Annotated in this window: 11 protein-coding genes; 5 read left to right on the forward strand and 6 right to left on the reverse strand. The window is 53.0% G+C overall.

The features are described 5' to 3' along the window. The 4 genes from ABV298_RS22050 (at window position 1) to ABV298_RS22065 (ending at window position 5,833) form a co-directional block, all read left to right on the forward strand. Window positions 1-192, forward strand: coding sequence for a cold-shock protein (locus ABV298_RS22050; RefSeq protein ID WP_353718321.1), 192 nt, complete (start codon window positions 1-3; stop codon window positions 190-192). Window positions 193-890: 698 nt separating this feature from the next. Further along, window positions 891-1,670, forward strand: coding sequence for an acyl-CoA desaturase (locus ABV298_RS22055; RefSeq protein WP_353718322.1), 780 nt, complete (start codon window positions 891-893; stop codon window positions 1,668-1,670). A 160-nt stretch (window positions 1,671-1,830) separates the two neighbouring features. Beyond that, complete coding sequence (locus ABV298_RS22060; RefSeq protein ID WP_353718323.1) at window positions 1,831-2,253, forward strand: class I SAM-dependent methyltransferase; 423 nt, start codon at window positions 1,831-1,833, stop codon at window positions 2,251-2,253. A gap of 430 nt (window positions 2,254-2,683) precedes the next feature. Next, entirely contained in the window at window positions 2,684-5,833 is a 3,150-nt protein-coding gene (locus ABV298_RS22065) for a two-component regulator propeller domain-containing protein (protein ID WP_353718324.1), read from the forward strand. Window positions 5,834-5,886: 53 nt separating this feature from the next. On the opposite strand, the gene ABV298_RS22070 is transcribed toward ABV298_RS22065, so the two are convergent. The 3 genes from ABV298_RS22070 to ABV298_RS22080 all read right to left on the reverse strand — a co-directional run bounded on the left by ABV298_RS22070 (window position 5,887) and on the right by ABV298_RS22080 (window position 13,296). After that, window positions 5,887-6,522, reverse strand: a complete 636-nt coding sequence (locus ABV298_RS22070; protein ID WP_353718325.1) for a response regulator transcription factor — start codon at window positions 6,520-6,522, stop codon at window positions 5,887-5,889. Window positions 6,523-6,630: 108 nt separating this feature from the next. Beyond that, window positions 6,631-7,257, reverse strand: coding sequence for a response regulator transcription factor (locus ABV298_RS22075; protein WP_353718326.1), 627 nt, complete (start codon window positions 7,255-7,257; stop codon window positions 6,631-6,633). A gap of 81 nt (window positions 7,258-7,338) precedes the next feature. Next, window positions 7,339-13,296 carry a T9SS type A sorting domain-containing protein gene (locus ABV298_RS22080; RefSeq protein WP_353718327.1) on the reverse strand — a complete coding sequence of 1,986 codons (5,958 nt, stop codon included), beginning with the start codon at window positions 13,294-13,296 and terminating at the stop codon, window positions 7,339-7,341. Between the two features lie 684 nt (window positions 13,297-13,980). Here ABV298_RS22080 and ABV298_RS22085 point away from each other — a divergent pair. Then, the gene (locus tag ABV298_RS22085) at window positions 13,981-14,604 is read left to right on the forward strand and encodes a response regulator transcription factor (RefSeq protein WP_353718328.1); all 624 of its coding nucleotides are present in this window, start codon (window positions 13,981-13,983) and stop codon (window positions 14,602-14,604) included. A 69-nt stretch (window positions 14,605-14,673) separates the two neighbouring features. On the opposite strand, the gene ABV298_RS22090 is transcribed toward ABV298_RS22085, so the two are convergent. The 3 genes from ABV298_RS22090 to ABV298_RS22100 form a co-directional block, all read right to left on the reverse strand. Then, window positions 14,674-16,143: an SdrD B-like domain-containing protein gene (locus ABV298_RS22090; RefSeq protein ID WP_353718329.1), complete on the reverse strand. Its 1,470-nt coding sequence runs from the start codon at window positions 16,141-16,143 to the stop codon at window positions 14,674-14,676. A gap of 866 nt (window positions 16,144-17,009) precedes the next feature. Further along, entirely contained in the window at window positions 17,010-17,225 is a 216-nt protein-coding gene (locus ABV298_RS22095) for a hypothetical protein (protein WP_353718330.1), read from the reverse strand. Window positions 17,226-17,268: 43 nt separating this feature from the next. Then, complete coding sequence (locus ABV298_RS22100; RefSeq protein WP_353718331.1) at window positions 17,269-18,729, reverse strand: PQQ-dependent sugar dehydrogenase; 1,461 nt, start codon at window positions 18,727-18,729, stop codon at window positions 17,269-17,271. Window positions 18,730-18,745 lie beyond the last annotated feature (16 nt).

Raw genomic sequence — 18,745 nt, forward strand, 5'->3', positions numbered from 1 at the left:
ATGAACAAAGGCACAGTTAAGTTTTTCAATGAAACCAAAGGTTTTGGTTTCATCGCTCCTGAAGATGGGGGAGCCGATATTTTTGTACACGTATCGGGTCTTACCGATGATATTCGTGAGAACGACAGTGTATCGTACGAGGTGGAAAATGGTAAGAAAGGGCTAAATGCGGTTAACGTAACGGTTATTTAGTCGATTATAAATTGCATTGAACCGTTTGAATTCCTCCCAAACCGGGAGGAATTTTCGTTTACGAACATTGCTTTGATGTCCGCAAAACTCGGGCGCACCTTCTTCCAATTCCCGGTATTTCTCGCAAAATCTACCCGGAATCTCCTGTATCCAAACCAAATTTACCTCATCGCATTATCAGGAGAAGAACCAGTTCCGTTACGAATTCATTTCGATAAAATGAAAATAACGACCGGAATGTCCCTATGAATACAACGGGGCGCAAACGCGGCCGTCCGATTCGCATATGCAGAAAAATATGACTCCGGAAAACGCCACACACTTAGCCGAATTGATCTTAAAGGATTCCGGAGTCAAGTTTTCTGTGTTATCAAGAATTTACATGCATCGTCAAAAAATCAAATTCACCAACTCCGCCGCAAGCACTTTTTTCCCTACTCTTCGCAAACGTGTCGACGATTATTTCACCTCCCGTAACATCCGCAAGTCGGGAGGGAAGAACTTGCTGTGCAAGGCCATTTTTATGCTTAGCCTGTATCTGATTCCCTATGCGCTGATCCTGAGCGGTTGGTTTACGGTCGGCGCAATGGCAGTCTTCTGTGTGGTTATGGGCCTGGGAGTGGCCGGGGTCGGGATGTCGGTCATGCATGACGCAATCCACGGTTCTCTGGCAAGCTCGTCGGCGCAGAATCGCTTTTTTGGCGCCTCTATCTACCTGCTCGGGGGGCAATGCTTACAACTGGGAGGTCCAGCACAACCGGCTGCATCACACGTTCACCAATATTCACGACGTCGACGAAGATATCACGGGAAAGTTCCTGCTTCGCCTCTCACAGGGCGACAGGTTGAAGTTTATCCATCGTTTTCAGCACATTTATGCGTTTATGCTTTATGGTCTGATGACACTCTCGTTTCTGTGGAAAGATTTCCGGGAAATTTCGCTGTTCGACGAACTGGCCAAATCGGGGTTGACCAAACGGTTTCCAAGAAAGGAACTTATCCGACTGATCTGGACGAAAATCGGGTACGTTATCTTTATCCTTGCGATCCCCATGTGTTTTGCGGGCGTCACTTTTGCACAATGGCTGGCAGGCTTTCTGATTATGCACATCACTGCGGGGATGATTCTGAGCACTATTTTTCAAATGGCGCATATCGTAGAAGGTGCGGAACAGCCCGCGCCTGACGAAGATGGAAATATAGAAAACGCATGGGCAATTCACCAATTGCAAACGACTTCGAATTTTGCCGGAAAGAACAGAGTGTTGTCATGGTTTATCGGCGGACTGGATTACCAGATCGAGCACCATCTTTTTCCGTCAATTTCCCACATTCACTACCATGCCCTTTCGCCGATTGTGAAAGCTACCGCCCTCGAATTCGGGTTGTCTTACAACGCGAAGGCAAATTTCGGTCAGGCACTGGTTTCCCATGTTCGGATGTTGCGGAAGCTTGGAACCGCGTCGAAATTAATATAGCGGGCAGACGAATATTTGCACGCAAGCGGTAGAAGCTCATCAGTTAACACTACGCCGGCAGGATTGAACTACAAGTGAAAATCCGGTTGATACTCGAAAACCAGGAGCAAAATGAATTCGTAAGAGAAAGTATTGCGTTGTTACCCCAATTTTTACGCCGATGAAAACGAAGTTATCGGCCAGACTCCTGGCAGCCGTGGACGCTTTGCCACTGGAAGAAGGTTTCAGGGTGTTGGAAATCGGATGCGGCCCGGGTGCTGCCGCACGTGAGGTCGCGAGGCGGGTCGGGCAAGGCTATGTACTGGCGATCGACCGCTCTGCCAATGCGATCCGGCAGGCGACGAAAAGCAGCGCCGCAGGAATCGGACCGGCAACGCTGTCGTTTCGCAGAGTGGCCATCGAAGATTTTGAGTTAGCTGGCGATGAAGCGCCGTTCGACCTTGCCTTTGCAACCAGAGTGGGCGCGCTCGATGGCCGCCATCCGGAAATTGAAGACAAGGCGCTCGCCCGGATAAGGCAAGCCCTTAAACCCGGCGGGAAACTGTACGTCGACGGGCAGCTTCGTTTCACGAAATCGTCGTAGCCGGATTTCGTTTTGGTTATGGTAAAACGCCGGTTTGCCCCAGCCCCGCACGGGCACATAAAGTCCGGGAGCTTCACTTCCCGTTAAATCCGGCAAATCACATTACCGGAACTTTGGTTTCGCCGGTTGCCTGGTTTAGGGAAAATTATGCACGTCACGATATGCCGCTTGTATTTTAGGGCTAATTTTTCCCCGGACATAAGTGGGCTATGTCGGAACCAGCTACCGCGATCGTAGCAACACTCTGACTCTTTGTTTATAGGTAATTTGCACTAACACAACAGGTTAGTATAATAAGGCCGGGCGCAGGCGCTCTTTGGCCTCGGTCCTTCGCTACGGCGTACTCAAATGCCTATTCGCCGACGGCAGGCGCATTTGTAGAATAATTTCTAATTTCGGCATTGCTATTCAACAATGTTATCTGCTATAAGTGATCGATTTTATCCTCCGTGTTTTTCCGATTCTGCTATTCGTTTCTGTCCCGTCTTTACCGGCTTACGGCCGGCAGCAACCTGATAGCCATGTCAGCCGCTTTTACTTAGAGCATTATACCGACGAAAACGGCCTTCCCCAGAATAGCGTTTATTCGGTGGTACAGGACGAGCTTGGCTTTATCTGGCTATCGACGGAGCGTGGTTTAGTGCGTTTCGATGGGAATGAATTTACCGTTTTCGACAATTTCGGTAGTACATATTCGTCGGGCAGCATCGGAAATATCGGCATCGATCCACGGCCAGGCTCCCGGGGCTTCTACGCTGTTAATAGTGATCACAATTTCATCCGGATTAACCGCGGCATCGCCGTTGCCGACACAGCGCTTGTTGCCGAACTAAGGAAACTACCTTTCCCATATCCGACGAAGCACAAAGGGCACCTGCTGGAACGCCTGCCTAAACTCGACGATGTGCCCGGTCTGGGGCCATTTGTGGCCCCGATGGGGCAAGGCCGCTACTTTGTTTACGATCGGAAGAAATTAGGCTATTATGATAACAACCGGCTGGCAGGGCACATCCCGTTTCCCGACAAGCACCCCTGGGGTTTTTTCCGGATTGACAACAGCCTTTATCACTGGGAAAATGGGCAACTTAACCGCTTTCGTGCGCTTTCCGGGCGTTTTCAGGGAAGGCGGGCCGTATTTCGGGGCGCACTGGTCCGCAGTCCTGCTTTTAATGATCCCCGTACTTTTGAAATTTTTTGGAACAATGCAGCCAATCAAACATTCATCCGTTTAAATCAGTCATTATATGCTGTAACGGAGGATGGAAACGGGAACCTGGATTCGGAACTGATTCTCGAAGGGTTCGATTTTTCCAGAGACGTCGTCAGAGCGGTGTACTATGACCGAAAAACGGAGCGGATCTTTCTCGGTAGCCATATCAACGGGCTGTTCGTTCTTACCAAAAAAAGATTTGTCACACTTGCCACTCCCTTCCCGGGCACCGATCAGGTATATTATGGTCAGGCACCGATAGGTAAACACAGTGTGTTGTCAAGCCAGGGAATTGTTTACGGAATCGATCCCGTGGATGGTCGCGGCGTGGCCCGTCAGCTGCCGCTCGTTACGAAAAGCGTAGGCTGGGACAAGACCAGCATTGTCGTCGATACGGACGGCGATATCTGGTGCAAAAATGAGAGCAGACTAATGCTGATCAATGCGGACGGATCGAAAATAAAGGCTTCGTGGATCTTGCCGTCGGGCATTACGCAGCTATACCAGGGGCCGGATGCAACCATCTGGATCGGCACGCAGGCGGCGGGTATTTTCCATATTAAAGCCCCGCTGAAAGACCGTGCCCGCCCGGTACGATTCAAGACGGGCCCTTTGCCGGAAGTTTCATGGATACAGCAATCAAGGAACTTTCTGTGGATAGCGACTGTGCATGGGTTGCTGCGTGTAAACAAAGTGAGCGGCGAAATGGTTAGAATAAAGGACCTGGATGGCATTTACGTCAGAAGCCTGCATATTTCCCCCGACGGGTCGGAAGTGTGGATTACCAGTTATAAAGACGGCTTTTTTTTGTTGAAAGATTTAAAACTGACCCGCTTTCCACTCGACCGGAATGGCTATCTGGCCAATACGCATTGCATACTGGAAGATCGTAACGGGTATTTCTGGATCACCACCAATCACGGGCTCTTCCAGGTGTCGAAAGCGGACCTTTTGAATTTTGCACGCCATGGCGGCAGGCTGTATTACCACCTGTATTCAAAGGCCGACGGCTTCAACAGCAACGAGTTCAATGGCAGGTGCGAGCCATGTGCCGTACGGGTCGGCTCGGACCACGTTTCCTTTCCTTCGATGAACGGGCTGGTGTGGTTCAGGCCGGAAAGCGTTGCGGCGGAAGTCCCCGACAGGCAGATTATCATCAATCGCATTGAAATAGACCGGCATACCTTGCCGACGGGACAGCGGGATGTGACGTTTTCCCAAAAACAGAAGGAGCTCCGGATAGAATTGCTTACGCCGTTTTTTGGTAACCGGCACAATCTGGAATTTTCGTATGCTTTACAGGAAAAAGGGGCGGTCCCTTCGGAAACGGACTGGTTGAGTGTCGATGCGGTATCCGGCAACAAGGCCGTCATCAGTATCTCGACATTGCGGAAAGGCCAGTACACGCTCTTCGTCAGGAAAACAAACGGATTCGGAAAGGACAATTTTTCCTATGAAACCATCCGGATCGAAGTGTCGCCGTTCTGGTACCAGACGTGGTGGTTTTATGTGTCGTTGGCTGTTATCGTGATCGCCGCCATGTTCCAATACGCCAAATACCGCACGGTCAGGGTACGAAAAATGAACCTCTTGCTGGAAAAGCAGGTCAATGAGCGGACCAGCCAGTTGCGTGGTGCTTTGCAGTACCTCGAAAAATCGCAGGACGAGGTGCTGGGCCAGATGCGCCTTCAATCCCGCCTGATGGCGTCCATTGCACACGACGTCCGGTCACCGCTCAGCGCCGCGATAATGGTGTCGGGGGAACTGCAGAAAATGATCCGGAGGGGGCAATACGATCTGGCCTGCGAGGTGGGTAAAAATGTTGAAGACTCCATGAAGCAAGTCAAAGCGTCGCTCGAAGAGCTTCTGGCTTATGTTAAATTGCGTGTTTACAAACATGAGCCGGAGAATGAGATGGTTTGCCTGGACCGGCTTGTGGAGGAGAATATGGAGCTTTATGGGAAAAATACGCGTATTTATCCGAATACTTTTATGAACCTGATCCCGCCGGATACCTGCGTGATGACCAATGCACCGCTTTTGAAAATCATCATCCACAATGTGATCGACAACGCTAACAAATACACCGACAACGGCGTGATCAAAGCATACGTATCGACGCAGGCGGATTCTCTGCGGCTTTTTATTGAAGATTCGGGTCCTGGAATTCCCCGTAGGCTGCTGGACTGGTTCGAAGACGAAGAACCCGCCCAAAGGGAATCCACGCATAAGGGCATCGGCCTGGTGATGGTCAAAGAGCTGGCCCCGAGTGTTGCCGAAAACATCCGGATCGAACAGCTGAACCCCGGGACGCGCGTCGTGCTGACTTTTCGCAGGCAGGCAGTTAATACCGGAAGCATCAAAGCTTAGTCTGTTTCCTGAGTCCGGGAACAGTGGCTGTCAAACGTGCGGGATTCGAAGGATCAGTAAAACTCACCAAGTTCCTTCGCCCTTCGTTCCAGCTCGAAAAGATTCTGGATGCCCAGTTTCCGGAAGAGCCGGGCCTTGAAGGTGCTGATGGTATTGGCCCGCAGGCCAAGCGCCGCCGCAATCTCCTTGGTCCATTTCCCCTTCAGAAGCAGGTGCATAACCTCTTTTTCACGCTCCGAAAGCCGTCCGGCAGCCGGTAAGGGAACGCCGCTCCGTGACGGGAATACTTCGAGCAGTTGCGCCTGCACGAGGGGACTCACATACCGCTTGCCGTCCATAACGGTCGAAACGGCTTTGGTCGCTTCCGGCTCGTCCGAAGCTTTGGCCAGGTAGCCATTGGCCCCGGCAAGAATATAGTCGAGGGCCAGCCGTTCCTCATCCGCCGCCGAGCAGATCAGTATGCGCACATCGTCGCGAAGCGCCCTGATTTCCTTCACCATATCGGTTCCGGTGCCGCCGGGAATGTCGATGTCGAGAATAATCAGTGAAATGTCCGGATCGGTAAAATGCGGGGCGGCATTGTAATAGTTATCGGCTTCGACGCATTCAACCTCATGATATGCATTTCGCAGCATGAATATCAGGCTCTTGCGTACCATGAAGTGATCATCAATAATTAATACTTTCATCTTGACAGACTGGATGAATGCCTCAAACGGCATTGTGAAATAAAGACCGGATTCGCTATTGACTGCGGCCACATGGCGGCCGCAGTGTATCAGCCCCGCCGACCGGTATTAGCCATAATCGCATACGGGCTGCAATTTCGCCCTTAATTGAGAAATATTCCCTATACCGAGCTTTTCAAAAATAACCCGTTTATAGGTGCTCACCGCGTTGGGGTTAATGCCCGCTATCTGAGCGATTTCGCTTCGCGGCTTACTGGAAATCAAAAGGTTGGCGATAATTTTTTCTTTGGATGTAAGCCTGATCGTTACCGAATTACTCGTCAGTTGCGAAAGCAGTAGTTGCTCTATGTCGCTGCTGACATATTTGTTGTTCGGGTCGGCAGCTAAAAGTGTTACCGCTTCCTGGACTTCCCCGGGAGTTGCCCTTGCGGATACAAATGCATTGGCGCCCAGCCGGATATAAAAGTGCAGGTCGGCCAGCTGGTCGCCCAGATCCACCAGGATCGCCGGGGCCGGAAGTTGCTCTTTTATCTGCTTAATCAGCTCGACTGTCTTGCTGTCTTTGGTAGAGACGGCATCCAGGACCATCAGATCGAAACGGGTGTGTCCGGTGGCGCCGCATGCCCGTTGAAGGGAGTTAGCTTCAAAGAAGGTGGTAAGGGGAAACTTCGAAATTATGGTTGATCGCAGTCCCAGTGAAAAAAGGGGGTTGTCGGAAACGACCAAAATGTTCATCGTAAAATGGGTTGTGGGTGGAGGTATTCATAGGTAGTGAAAAATCCGGGTAGTAAGCAACTACCCGGATTCGGATCAAGACTACCTGATCACGGCCACTTTGTGTGTGCTGATAGTGCCGTCAAACAGGGTCAGGGTAATGGTGTAGGTACCTTGCTGGAGCTTTGACACATCGATTCCCTCGGATGTGATTTTCAGGCTCTGGAAGATCTTTACACCTGCAGCGTTATGTAAAACGACTTGTTTGATCTGCTGATAATTGCGGATCATGAGCCTCTCGCTTACCGGGTTCGGGTAAGCTGTCAGCTGCGCGTGGACATCCATACGTACGCTGCGGATGGCGCTGTACGCGAAGGTTTCATCCGCATCGATCATTTTCAGACGGTAAAGGTTTTCGCCAATCGCCGGCTGCGCATGTTCGAATGTATACTCAACCCTTGATTTGCTTTCGCCTTTGGCAGCAACTGTTCCTACCAGGGTCCAGGTTTTGCCGTTGGTGCTGTGCTCGACCTCGAAGCGGTCCGCATTGGTCTCCTCGGTCGTTGCCCAGGCCAGCATCGTTTTGCCTTCCTGAACACGTGCCTGGAAGCTGACCAGCGTCACCGGCAAAGGGTCTGCCCATTCGAGGCTGTAAATGGCAGGCGTTCCCAATACACCGGCTGCATCTACCCATGCATATTCAAACGAAGTGCTGATATCGCCGATGGTCGCCTCGGTAAACTGGACCTGCAATTTAAGCGGGTCGAAGTTTTTGATCTCTACCCCCAACATTACCGGCTGCCCGTCGTACAAGAGCGTGGTATTGGTCGGAAGGACGGTGATTACCACTGTTTTGCCGCTCAGTGATCCGGATGTGGGCTGGTCCTCGGGATCGCTACCGGTCAGCTCGGGCAAATTGCCGCTCAAATTAACGATGTCCCCCACTTTTGGCTGGTCGATGATGCGGTGGTAGGGATCGGCCGAAGGTGCGACTTCGACGCCGAAGTTGGCATTGGTCACATCCACATTCAGGACGGTCACGTTGGTGAGGATACCGTTTACGGCATCATCGCTGCCGGCACCGGCGCCCAGGTTTTCGCCCATATTGATCCAGCCTGTGGGAAGCGAAGGCGTGGTAGATCCGGTGGCAGTCTGATGCAGGACGATGCTGTAAGTATCGGCATTGACCGTGCCGAAATCGAACGCGCCGTTTGCACCTACGGGCACAGTCGAAAGCAGAGTGCCGTCGCTGCCGATCAGCGAAACGTACAGGCCGGTCGGGATCGGGTCGGGCGAAGTCGTGTTAACCGTCACGTCGGTAAGGCCGTTGGCATCGTGGAATACATTACCGCGCAAGGCTACCGGAGCAAGGCATTGTACGGCCGGCTTAATGCTCACCGGAATGGATTGTACCAGCTGGCATTTGGAGTCGGCGTCAGTAATGGTCACCTGATAGGTCCTTGCCGTGTTGGTCGTAACGGTGGGGTTAGCCACAAATGCATTGGATAATCCCGTCGACGGGCTCCATACATATTGATAGTTACCGGTGGAAGTCACATTCAATGTCATCGGGGTAGTTGTCCCCTCGCAAACCGCGAGCGGCGTGCTGGTAGCCGAAACGGTGTTCGCATTCACTACTACGACTACCTCCTTGAAGTTGCTGCAACCCGAAGCCAGGTTGGTCTGCGTCAGGCGGTAAGTGGTAGTGGCCGTCGGGGTAATGACCGTTGAAGTTGCATTCGGTGAAGACACCCCGGTGGTCGGGCTCCATTGCCAGCTGGTTCCGGCTGCGGGTGCGCCCACCAGGCTCAGGGTGGTGGTGCCACCGGCACAGATGGTGGTATTACCGGTGATATTGAACGCGGAAGGGGTATTGACGGTCACCACCACCTGATCGGTGCTGGTACAGGTTGGCGTGGTCACGGTTACGGTGTAAGTCGTGGTCGCCGTTGGTTTGACGGTCGGCTGGGCTACATTGGCAGTGCCTACAATACCCGCGCCGGTCCATGAATAGGTTGCCCCATCGATAGCCGGTGTTCCGATCTGGGTGGATTCACCCGGACAGATGGTTACGTCGCTGCCTGCGCCTGCATTCGGAGTTACCTCTATTTCATCGGTAAAGGTACAACCGCTCGGCAGGGTTACCAGTACGGAATAGGTCGTTTTTTGCGATACGGTGGCAGTCGGATTGGCTGCTGTGGCGCTGCTCAGGCCGGTGGATGGTGACCACAGGAAGGTCGCGCCGGCAGGGGCCGGCGGGTTACCGTTCGCGCCGAAACCGATGGCTACGCCGGCAGCCGAACATGCAGTCGCGTCGTTGAGCGTAACGGAAGGTACCGGGTTGACGGTGATGGTCACCTGGTCGATCATCGGAGCGGTACAGCCGGGATAGCTGATTTGCAGGCTGTAAGTGGTAGTCGCCGTAGGCGTTGCGATCGGGTTGGCACAATCCGTACAGCTCAGACCGGGGCCTGTCCACAGATAGGTCACACCAGGTTCCGGCGCGCGGCCGAGCTGGATGCTTTCGCCCTGGCAGATCGTGTCCGCTTTGCTGGCGTATTCACCGGGTACCAATTCGTTTCTCAATGTAACGCTGTCGGTTGCCATACAGCCCGATTCGGGGTCTGTGACCGTCAGGATAAACGTCTGCCCGCCGGTGGCCGAAAACTCTACCTGCGGCTGAGGCATGCTTGCATTGGTGCCGTTGGTCCAGGCGGCCGAGGCGGGCTGCCATGCGTAGGTCCAGTTGGTGCCGGTTGGGGCGGGCGTTCCAAGGGTGACGGTCGCGCCGTTACAAATGGTGCGGTCAACGCCCGCGTCGACTACCACGCGTGCCACTTTCACATTGACCGTGTCGATTGTTTTACAGCCGTATACAAGGTCCTCGATTTCCACGACGTACTGCTGATCTGCGGTCAGGGTTGCCATCGGGTTAGGGATCGAGTCATTGTCAAGTCCGACCGCCGGGCTCCATTTGTAGGCAAATCCGGCCAGGTCGGTGCCGATCGGTGTCGCGCTGTTGTAACAAGCGAATTTATCGGCCAGATTGATATTCGGCTTGGCAGCGCCTGCCGGGTTGATATCGATGGATTCCGAGCAGGTAATGGAAGGATCATACTTGTTGGTAATGGTCAGCGTGATCGTTGCCGGGCTGCTGGTCAGTACTTTCACTTCACGGGCAGTCGCATTGTCGACCAGGTTGGCGGGGCTCCACCGGTAATTCCAGTCGGTGGTGTTGATGTACTTCGGAGCCAGGCGCAGTTCTTCGCCGGGGAACGATTTGGGACATCCTTGTGAAGAGATCGTCTCGATTTCAACATCGCAATTGCCGCCGCAGATGATAATGTCGACATCCGAAGAGCAGGAAACGCCATTGAGCGTAACGGTGCGACGGAATTTAGTCGTACCCACGTTGCTTTTCAGGTAAGCGTCCGCCCCGCCGTTGCGGGTGCTGAGCACCGTTCCGTTCCCGCTGACGACGGTCCAGCTGTAAACGGCCTCGGGGCAGTTGGGGAACCCTTCGTGGGTTACCCAGCGAGGGCCGCATTCGGTATCGCCGCTATCGGAAGTCTGGGAATTCAATACGGAGACCTTCACTTCGTCGACAAAGCTGCAACCGTTCTTGACGGCTGTCACGGTGTAGTTGACCGAGCAGGTGGGGAGGCCCGAGGAGCCGGCTGTAAATGTAGGGCGCGCCACGTCGGTTGCATTCAGGAACTGGCCGGGTGTCCAAGTATAAGCGTAGGTGGCATCCGTAGCGCTACCGAGCTGTACCGACGAGTTGATACAAATCGTGCGGTCGGGACCGGCGAATGCGGTTGTGCCGCCCGGTGCGGTAACCGGGGTGACGGTCACATCGTCGGTGGTAGAGCAGGTAGTCCCGTCTTTTTTGGTGACTGTGACTGTGAGCCGGTAAACGGTCGCCGCGGTCGGGTTGGCGATTGGCTGGGCGCAGTTGGTACAGCTTAGCGTTGTGATGGGGCTGCCCGAGACGCGGGTCCAGGCATAAACCACAGAGGGGCTCGCTACCGGCGCCGAGCCGATTTGCACACCGCCGCTGCCCTGGCAGAACGACTGGTCCGGACCTGCATTGGCCACGGCCGGCACGATCGTAACCTGATCGGTATCGATACAACCCGAAGCGTCGGTCACTTTCAAGGTGTAGGTAGTCGCCTGGGTTACGGCCGGCGTCGTGAAATTAGCTGCCGAGCCCACCAGCGTACCGCCGTTGGAACTGCCCTGGTACCATTGATAGCTGTAAGGGCCGGTACCGCTGGTGGCTGAGCCGCTCAGCGTAACGGTGTTGTTGCCTGTGCCGCAAACGTACCACTGAGGGCCGTTGGCATTGGCGAGAGGCGCCGCATTGGTGCCGATGGTGACGGAGGCCACCTGGGAAACACCCAGCGAATCAAACTGACAGAAGTAGCTTTTGCCCAGCACGATCCGGCGGTAATACAGTGTTTCGCTGGAAGCCAGCGGCTGCAAGTCTTTGAATACTTCGCCTTCCATGTCGGTCCACGGGCCGGTCGGGCTGGTGGCCTTCTGCCATTGGTAGGAAATGCTGGTCGAATAACCCGCGGGCGCTGTAACGCCGACCGCATTGCCCTGAATGACCTGCGGGATACCCAAAATACAGGCTTCCTGCGTCATCGGGGAGAGCGTGCTTGCGGAAATGGCTACGCCGTCCGGGAAGGGTCTCTCGGTCAATTTCATCACGAAAGCGCTGTTTTGCGTTGATGCCGTCGATGAAAGGTTGTAGACGCATTCATTAGGATCGAAGTCCGCCACCTGACTAAACCAACCAGCCACCAGGATTTCACCTGCTTGATTGGCAGAAATCCAGACCGGATTGTCACTTTCGCCGGTTCCCTTGATGCTTTTCACCCATCCGATAGTTCCCGTTGCATCCGTTTGAAGCACATACATGTCCTGATCGGTTTGAGACGAAGTCGTCAAGGTCAGTGAACCAAAAGTAGCCGAGCCTGAATAGCGTCCAGTGATATACACTTTGTTGTCCGGGCTCACGCTGATATAGCTGACGTTGTTTCCCCACTCCTTGGTCCAAAGCTGGTTACCATTGTTGTCAAAGGCAATCAGGCTTGATCCATCCGGCCCAATTCCGTTAACACCTCCGTAAACATTACCGTTAGCATCAACTTTGACATCTCTGTAAGCGTTGAAACCTGCTTTTAGGGTCGACCATATCAGGTTACCGCCACTATCCAGTTTCAGCATATAGGCACCGTTACCGGCGATACTAGCAATGCCGGTGGTGTTGCCCCCAACTGCTCCACCGACATAGATGTTTCCTGCTGCGTCAGTATCCAGTCCCCAAAGAACGTCTTGGCCGGTCCCCCCGATTCGTTTTGCCCATTGGAATACTCCACCGCTGCTCAGCTTAGCCAGGAAACCGTCGTTTCCTCCGGCAGAAGTCAGCGATGTGGCTCCAAAGGTAGATACGCCTGGCCCAATATAACCGGATATCAGGACATTGCCGTCAGGAGCAATTTCCAAATTGTAGCTGTATTCATCCGATGGGCCTCCCATCCGCTGTGCCCACACGTAGTTACCGTTTGGGTCCAGTTTTAAAATATATGCATCCTGGCTTCCGGCATTGGAAACCAAGTTGTTCACCCCTGCATTCGGATTGAAGTCCACAGTTCCCGCAAAATAGCCGGCAATGTAGGTATTCCCCGCCGCATCAGACTGTATTCCGTAACCGGCGTCAACACCGGGGCCTCCGACGCGTTTCGCCCAAATGTATTTGCCATTTGGATCATACTTGGCGACAAACATATCATTGCTGCCGGCCGACACGAGGTTCGCAGTAGCGGCGCTCGGATCAAAGTCTACGGTTCCCGTGAAAAGTCCGGTTACATATACATTCTTGGTAGCATCGGTCGAAACTGCATATGCAGCGCCATTCTGCCCCGCAGCAGATATAAAGCCATTTGCCCATTGCAAGCCTACGTCCTGGGCTTGCAGATGAAAGCCCGTTATCAGCAGCAACGATACCGCCAGGGCTTTTATCCATGCGTACCGGGGTAATTTCAAGGCCATCCCGGTACACAACTTTTTCCGGATCGGTATGCCGCATAGGTTCATGCAACTTGATTGTAGGTGTGTTTGCATAACTCAATGTGATTGGTGAAAAACTGAACTACATTAAAATCAATTACTTGTCTTTTCATATACATTAAGATGTATTAAGTAAACAATTGGTTACAAAATATTCGAACGCAACAATCTCAGGGGAGGCTCCCGGTCCGAGTCAACACGGATGCTGTCAAGTAATTGGGTTATTCACAGATGGATCCTACCTGCAATGCCCTGGTACCAATATGTCAAGCTCCGGGATACCCGAGTGCCGATCACATTTCCGGTGAAGTTGTACAACTATTTCGAGAAGCAAAGCTAAATAGAGGCGTGGAGAAATGTTGACGAAGAAAAGTCAGCAAGCCGACGAAATGTCCGGACGAAATTATCGAACTTGTTCTACATAAAAATCGATTAGGAAGTGTATAAAGGGCGTTGGCGGGTCATCCGCAAATCCGGCCAGCCTTAGAGTTGTCAATAATTTCGATTTTATTCTATGCGGTAGCATTACATGGTCTTCTGTATATTCGCCAGCTTAATGGAAGGCAAAATGAAACGGCTGGCGGATAAACGGGGCGATTGGAGGATGTCCGCCATTGGCGGGACGCAGCCAGTTTTCCGGCAGACCGATCTCCCTGCAAGTCAAAGATGAAAGCGATATTAATTGTCGATGACCACCCGATGGTACAATTGGGGCTGAGTTATCAAATCAGAAAGATGGTGGCCGACTGCCAGGTACATCTGGCGGAAACTTACGATCAGATGATAGCGATACTGGATAAGCATGCGATCGACATGCTGATCCTCGACCTCAGCATTCCGGGAGGGAGCGGGCCCAAAACAATCGGGGAAGTCCGGCAAATGCGGCCGCAGGTGAAGATATTGGTCTACACATCCAGGGACGAGGTACTCAATGCGCCGCTTTATCTGCAAGAGGGTGCCGACGGCTACCTGCATAAAATGGCCTCGCCGGCCGACACGCAAATTGCAGTGCAGACCGTCCTCGACGGGAAAAAGTATTTGAGCCCGAAGTTGCAGGCCTATTTGCTGGATTTTGGAATGAACGAGCCTACCAACGGATATGACAAGCTCTCGCCCCGCGAGAAGGACATTTTGCATGGTTTGCTGGACGGGCTTACCGTGAAGGAGATCAGTGTGCTGCTTCGGATGAAGCAGTCGACCGTGAGCACTTATAAAGAACGGATCATGGATAAACTGGAAGTGGAGAATATGGTCGAGCTGTATAAGAAAATGCACTGGTTTATCGAGTAGCAAAAAGGGCAACCACATCCTTATCCGGTTGTGGTTGCCCCGAAATTCAAAAGTACAGCAGCGTATAGTCTAGCGTGCGATTACCAAACGGTTGACATTCACCGTGCCGTCGGACCGGACCGTACGCACGAGGTAGGTGCCGGCAGGTATTCCGGATACATTGATATTTTGATTTTGGCTGCTTTCCAGCACCAATTGCGAGCCCGGGTTAAAGAATTGAACTTTCGTGACGGACGAATCGCCCGCATCGGCAACCGAAACTTCATCTATTGCCGGGTTAGGATACAACGAAGCGGCCCGGCTATCCAGTTTCACTACGACGATCCGGCTATAAGCATAGGTCTCGTCCAGATCGACCATTTTGAGGCGATAGAAATTACTGCCCGCCGTGGCCGAAAGATCGCTGTAACTATACATGTTGCGTACGCTGCTTTCTCCCGCCGCTTTTACCCGGCCAATCGGCGAGAAGTCTTTTCCGTTGCTACTGCGTTCGATGATGAAATGGCTGCTATTGGTCTCTTCGGCGGTTTGCCAGTCAAGCTGCACCTGTCCTTGTTCCCGCCGGGCGCTGAATGAGACCAGCTTTACGGGCAGCGCACCTTCCTCGTATGTGTACACTACGCAGGCGCCTGCGCTTACGTGGGTCTGAACAACGGTCTGCTGATTACCGCTGCCCACGATCGTCACGCCGCTTTTAGCTTCGGTCGGGATGGCGAGATTTCCTTCACCATAAAAAGTATTGTCTATTAAAAACGGAGGGTACTCATAGCGGGAGGATGCATAGGAGAACTCGTCCAGCCAGGTTCTTCCCGAAGTGCCGGCGTAATCCTGCACACCGTCATACGCTGGTAAAATACCACTGCGCGGAACATCGCTATTTATCTTAAGAAAAGCCCCCCGGGGTAGTTCCATGCTCATAATTCCCTGAACGGAGATATCATACGCATCCTGCGTTCCCAGGTTCTCTATTCCAATGCTGGGATGCCAAACCGATTCCGCAGCGAAGATCTTTACGCCCACCGGTACGGCTGCTACGGATGATTTGGGCAGGAGGAGGTCTTCCTTCCAGGTGGTTACGGTCGGCGTTTTCATGGTACAATAGGTGATCGTGTTCTCCTTCGCAACCAGGCCCAGCCCATACCTGTCAGCCGGCGCCCCGGCGGAAATGGTTATGAGGTCCGAATAGCCGGAAGTATTGGCGGCGCTGTTGATGGAATTGTCGTTACCCTGGCGCTTCAAAGCGACACTAAATCCTTCCGAAGGGAAGACGTATTCGATAATAAAATTGCCGTCCGTTTTGGTTGGAAGTGAAAACCCGCCGTCGCTTTGGCTCAGGGCCGTAGAAACGACCTGTCCGTTGGACGCGTTCAGCAGCTTGACCAGAATCCCCGGTACAACCTGTTCGCCTGCGTCGAATAAGCCGTTGTATGGCTTTTTATCCGTCCAAACAGTTCCTGTGATTGCGGAACCTCCCTCCGCCGCGGCGGAAAATGACAGCGAATTGCAAATGAAAAGAAACGAGAGTGATAAATACTTCATGACAGTCTTTAGTTGTTTATGCCGGCAAAATTACGCGCAGCTTCCCGCCTGGGCTGTCACCATTAAGCTTGCGGATTACCGAACAATTCGGGCGAAAACAACGAAAGAACTTCTAATGGCCTTTGTCCATTTAAGTCGAGTGACGAGCTTCACAAGGTACTTGAAAATACCGGCCAGGTTCCCAGCAACGGGAAGTTGGCCGGTATTTTTAAATCGGGAAATCTGACAGCTATTACCGCGTGATCAATACCTTTTTGTGATCCGTCGTTTTACCTGATGCTGGCGCCGGGAACTTCCTGAATTGTTACCACATTCGTACCTGCTTTTTATTCCGACGTTAAAAACTTCTTCGCGGAAAACGATATTCCAGCTATTCGTCGGGGGAATTGTTGTGGAATAGAAAATAAAACCACCGTTGACGGACCGGGATATTGGGCTCGAACTTCCGAATAACGCAGCCTTAGCCGATATATGCCGTTTGCCGGCACCCCGTCTACCGGATAATTGTTGTCATCGCCCCTCGTTCCGCTGCCGGAAGCGTTCGGGTCGCTGGTTACCGGTGCGGAATCATCCTGGGTCTCCGATTCCAGGCACACATTGAGGTCCTCGGTGAAAGGCGGAGTGCAGCTTTTGGATGTTCAGCGTGTATTCGACCGTCTTGCTTTCACAACCGTCTTTTGAAGCGGTAACTGTGTAAACGCAGGTCCCGGCCGCGTCGGGCGTGATCATATCGATGAATTGCCCCATTTAGTTGAGGCCCGGTCCGTTCCGGGTGTACGTAGAACCCGACTTGTAATGGCGACGTCAGGTTGACGGTTTCTCCCGAAGCATTGATGCCGTTGGTCGTCCATGTGTAGGTGATGCCTTCACAATTTCCCGTGCTCGGCTTCGAGGCAATTCACATGTTCCGCCGTCGCCCCGATTCCGGCCGGCGTTTCTGCGTCGTTCCCCCGGGCATAGAAAGGGATCAGGGATAAAAAACAAAGGTAAAGGAAGCGTTTCATGACCGTTATGTTGCAGTGAATGAATTTGACATAGCCGGAATAATGCAGTTTTAACTTGCTATATGCCAGTATATTCATGGACATTTAATGGTTCACGAAGCGTGCGCACGAATGTCGGGCATTACTTCTTATAGGTGAATTCGATGATGGCTCCCTGCTCGGCGGATTGTTCGGGATTCTCTCCCGACGGCCCGGAAGTGACCACCGATCGATCGGTTACCAGGTAAACGCTGCGTCCGTCGGCCGATATGGCGACATCGCGGTACCGCACCTGATTGTGGAAATAGTCAGTTTGTCCTTTTACGGCCTTGCCATCGGCGCTTAGCCGTACCCTGACCACTTTGCCGTTTTTCAGCGAGGTAAGCAACAGGGAGCCCTCCCAGCCGGGGATTGCGCCGGAGGTATAGGCCGCAATGCCGGATGGGGCAAGCGACGGCCAGACGGGACTTTTTTGCCCCGTCCGGATGGTGTCCATGTAGGCCAGAAGCGTTTTGTTTGGGGTAGGAAAGAAGCTTTTAACCGGCGGTTCGAAGTTTTTGAGTTTTCGGGCATTTGTCAGTTCGTCCGCAATCACCGGATAAGTAGTGTTCCACGGGCCGGGCAGGCTATCGTACGCAGTAACACCTGCCGCAAGGCCATTGTAGTTGCCGTCGGGATAGCCAATCACCAGCGGATGGCCGTAGTTGCCGCCGCGTTTAATGATATTGATTTCGTCGTCGGAAAACGGGCCGTGTTCGGAGGAGAAAATGATTTCGTCGCCCCCGAGCTTCATGGAGGCAAGCCCCTGCGCATTGCGGTGACCAAGCGACCACACCGCGCTGCGGCCCTCGTTGTTGAACGGGTTGTCGGCAGGAACCCATTCGCCGCCCGTTTCGGGTTCTGTGTGGAACCGCAGGATTTTCCCCTCGTAGCTCGCCAGGGTCTGCGCGTAATTAGGTCTGGCCGCGTTTTGATATTGACCCGCACCCATATCGCCGATGGAATAGAAGAGGTAATCCCGGCCATTGACCGCCGCTATCAACAGCCTGCCTCCATTGTGGTCGTTGCTGCCGGGTATGGAATCGCAAATGGTTTGGGGACGTTCAAGCTTGTTATCCTGCCGGTTATAATGGTATCGGACAATCCTGGTTTTGTAATGAAACCCCTGATCCTGCGGGTCCCGACCGTCGCCGGAGTGGTTTTTGCCCTCGAAATCGTAGACATACGCCAGGTAAACGAATGGCTTGCCCGTCAGTAACCGCGGGTGAAGGGCCATGCCCATCAGGCCACCTTGAGGCATGGGTTTCCCGCCGTCGGCAGCCTCATCGATCGAGTCATAATCGGGAAAAAATTTTTCGGTGTTCAGGTCGAGCAGCACCGATTTTTTCCCGCCGGCCGGATCGATCCTCAGTACGCGGTAACCTTTGGATTCGGTTACCCACAAATGACTGTCCGGCCCGTAGATGATCTCCCATGGGTCGGACAGGCCTTTGGCGATAATCCTCTTTTCGAATTTTTCCGGGCCTGTCTTCTGGGCAGTACAGGGTTGGTTCAAAAGCAAGAAATGAAATGCGATCAGGCAGATCGGGCGAAAAAATGGCATAGTCAGATTCGGAACT

The sequence above is a fragment of the Dyadobacter sp. 676 genome (genome assembly GCF_040448675.1).
GTDB lineage: Bacteria > Bacteroidota > Bacteroidia > Cytophagales > Spirosomataceae > Dyadobacter.

What these genes read in the sequence shown, in the direction of transcription:
- ABV298_RS22060 (WP_353718323.1), top strand. Translation starts at nt 1,831, where the DNA reads ATGAAAACGAAGTTATCGGCCAGACTCCTGGCAGCCGTGGACGCTTTG.
- ABV298_RS22100 (WP_353718331.1), bottom strand. Translation starts at nt 18,729, where the DNA reads ATGCCATTTTTTCGCCCGATCTGCCTGATCGCATTTCATTTCTTGCTT.
- ABV298_RS22085 (WP_353718328.1), top strand. Translation starts at nt 13,981, where the DNA reads ATGAAAGCGATATTAATTGTCGATGACCACCCGATGGTACAATTGGGG.
- ABV298_RS22050 (WP_353718321.1), top strand. Translation starts at nt 1, where the DNA reads ATGAACAAAGGCACAGTTAAGTTTTTCAATGAAACCAAAGGTTTTGGT.
- ABV298_RS22080 (WP_353718327.1), bottom strand. Translation starts at nt 13,296, where the DNA reads ATGGCCTTGAAATTACCCCGGTACGCATGGATAAAAGCCCTGGCGGTA.
- ABV298_RS22095 (WP_353718330.1), bottom strand. Translation starts at nt 17,225, where the DNA reads ATGAATATACTGGCATATAGCAAGTTAAAACTGCATTATTCCGGCTAT.
- ABV298_RS22075 (WP_353718326.1), bottom strand. Translation starts at nt 7,257, where the DNA reads ATGAACATTTTGGTCGTTTCCGACAACCCCCTTTTTTCACTGGGACTG.
- ABV298_RS22070 (WP_353718325.1), bottom strand. Translation starts at nt 6,522, where the DNA reads ATGAAAGTATTAATTATTGATGATCACTTCATGGTACGCAAGAGCCTG.
- ABV298_RS22090 (WP_353718329.1), bottom strand. Translation starts at nt 16,143, where the DNA reads ATGAAGTATTTATCACTCTCGTTTCTTTTCATTTGCAATTCGCTGTCA.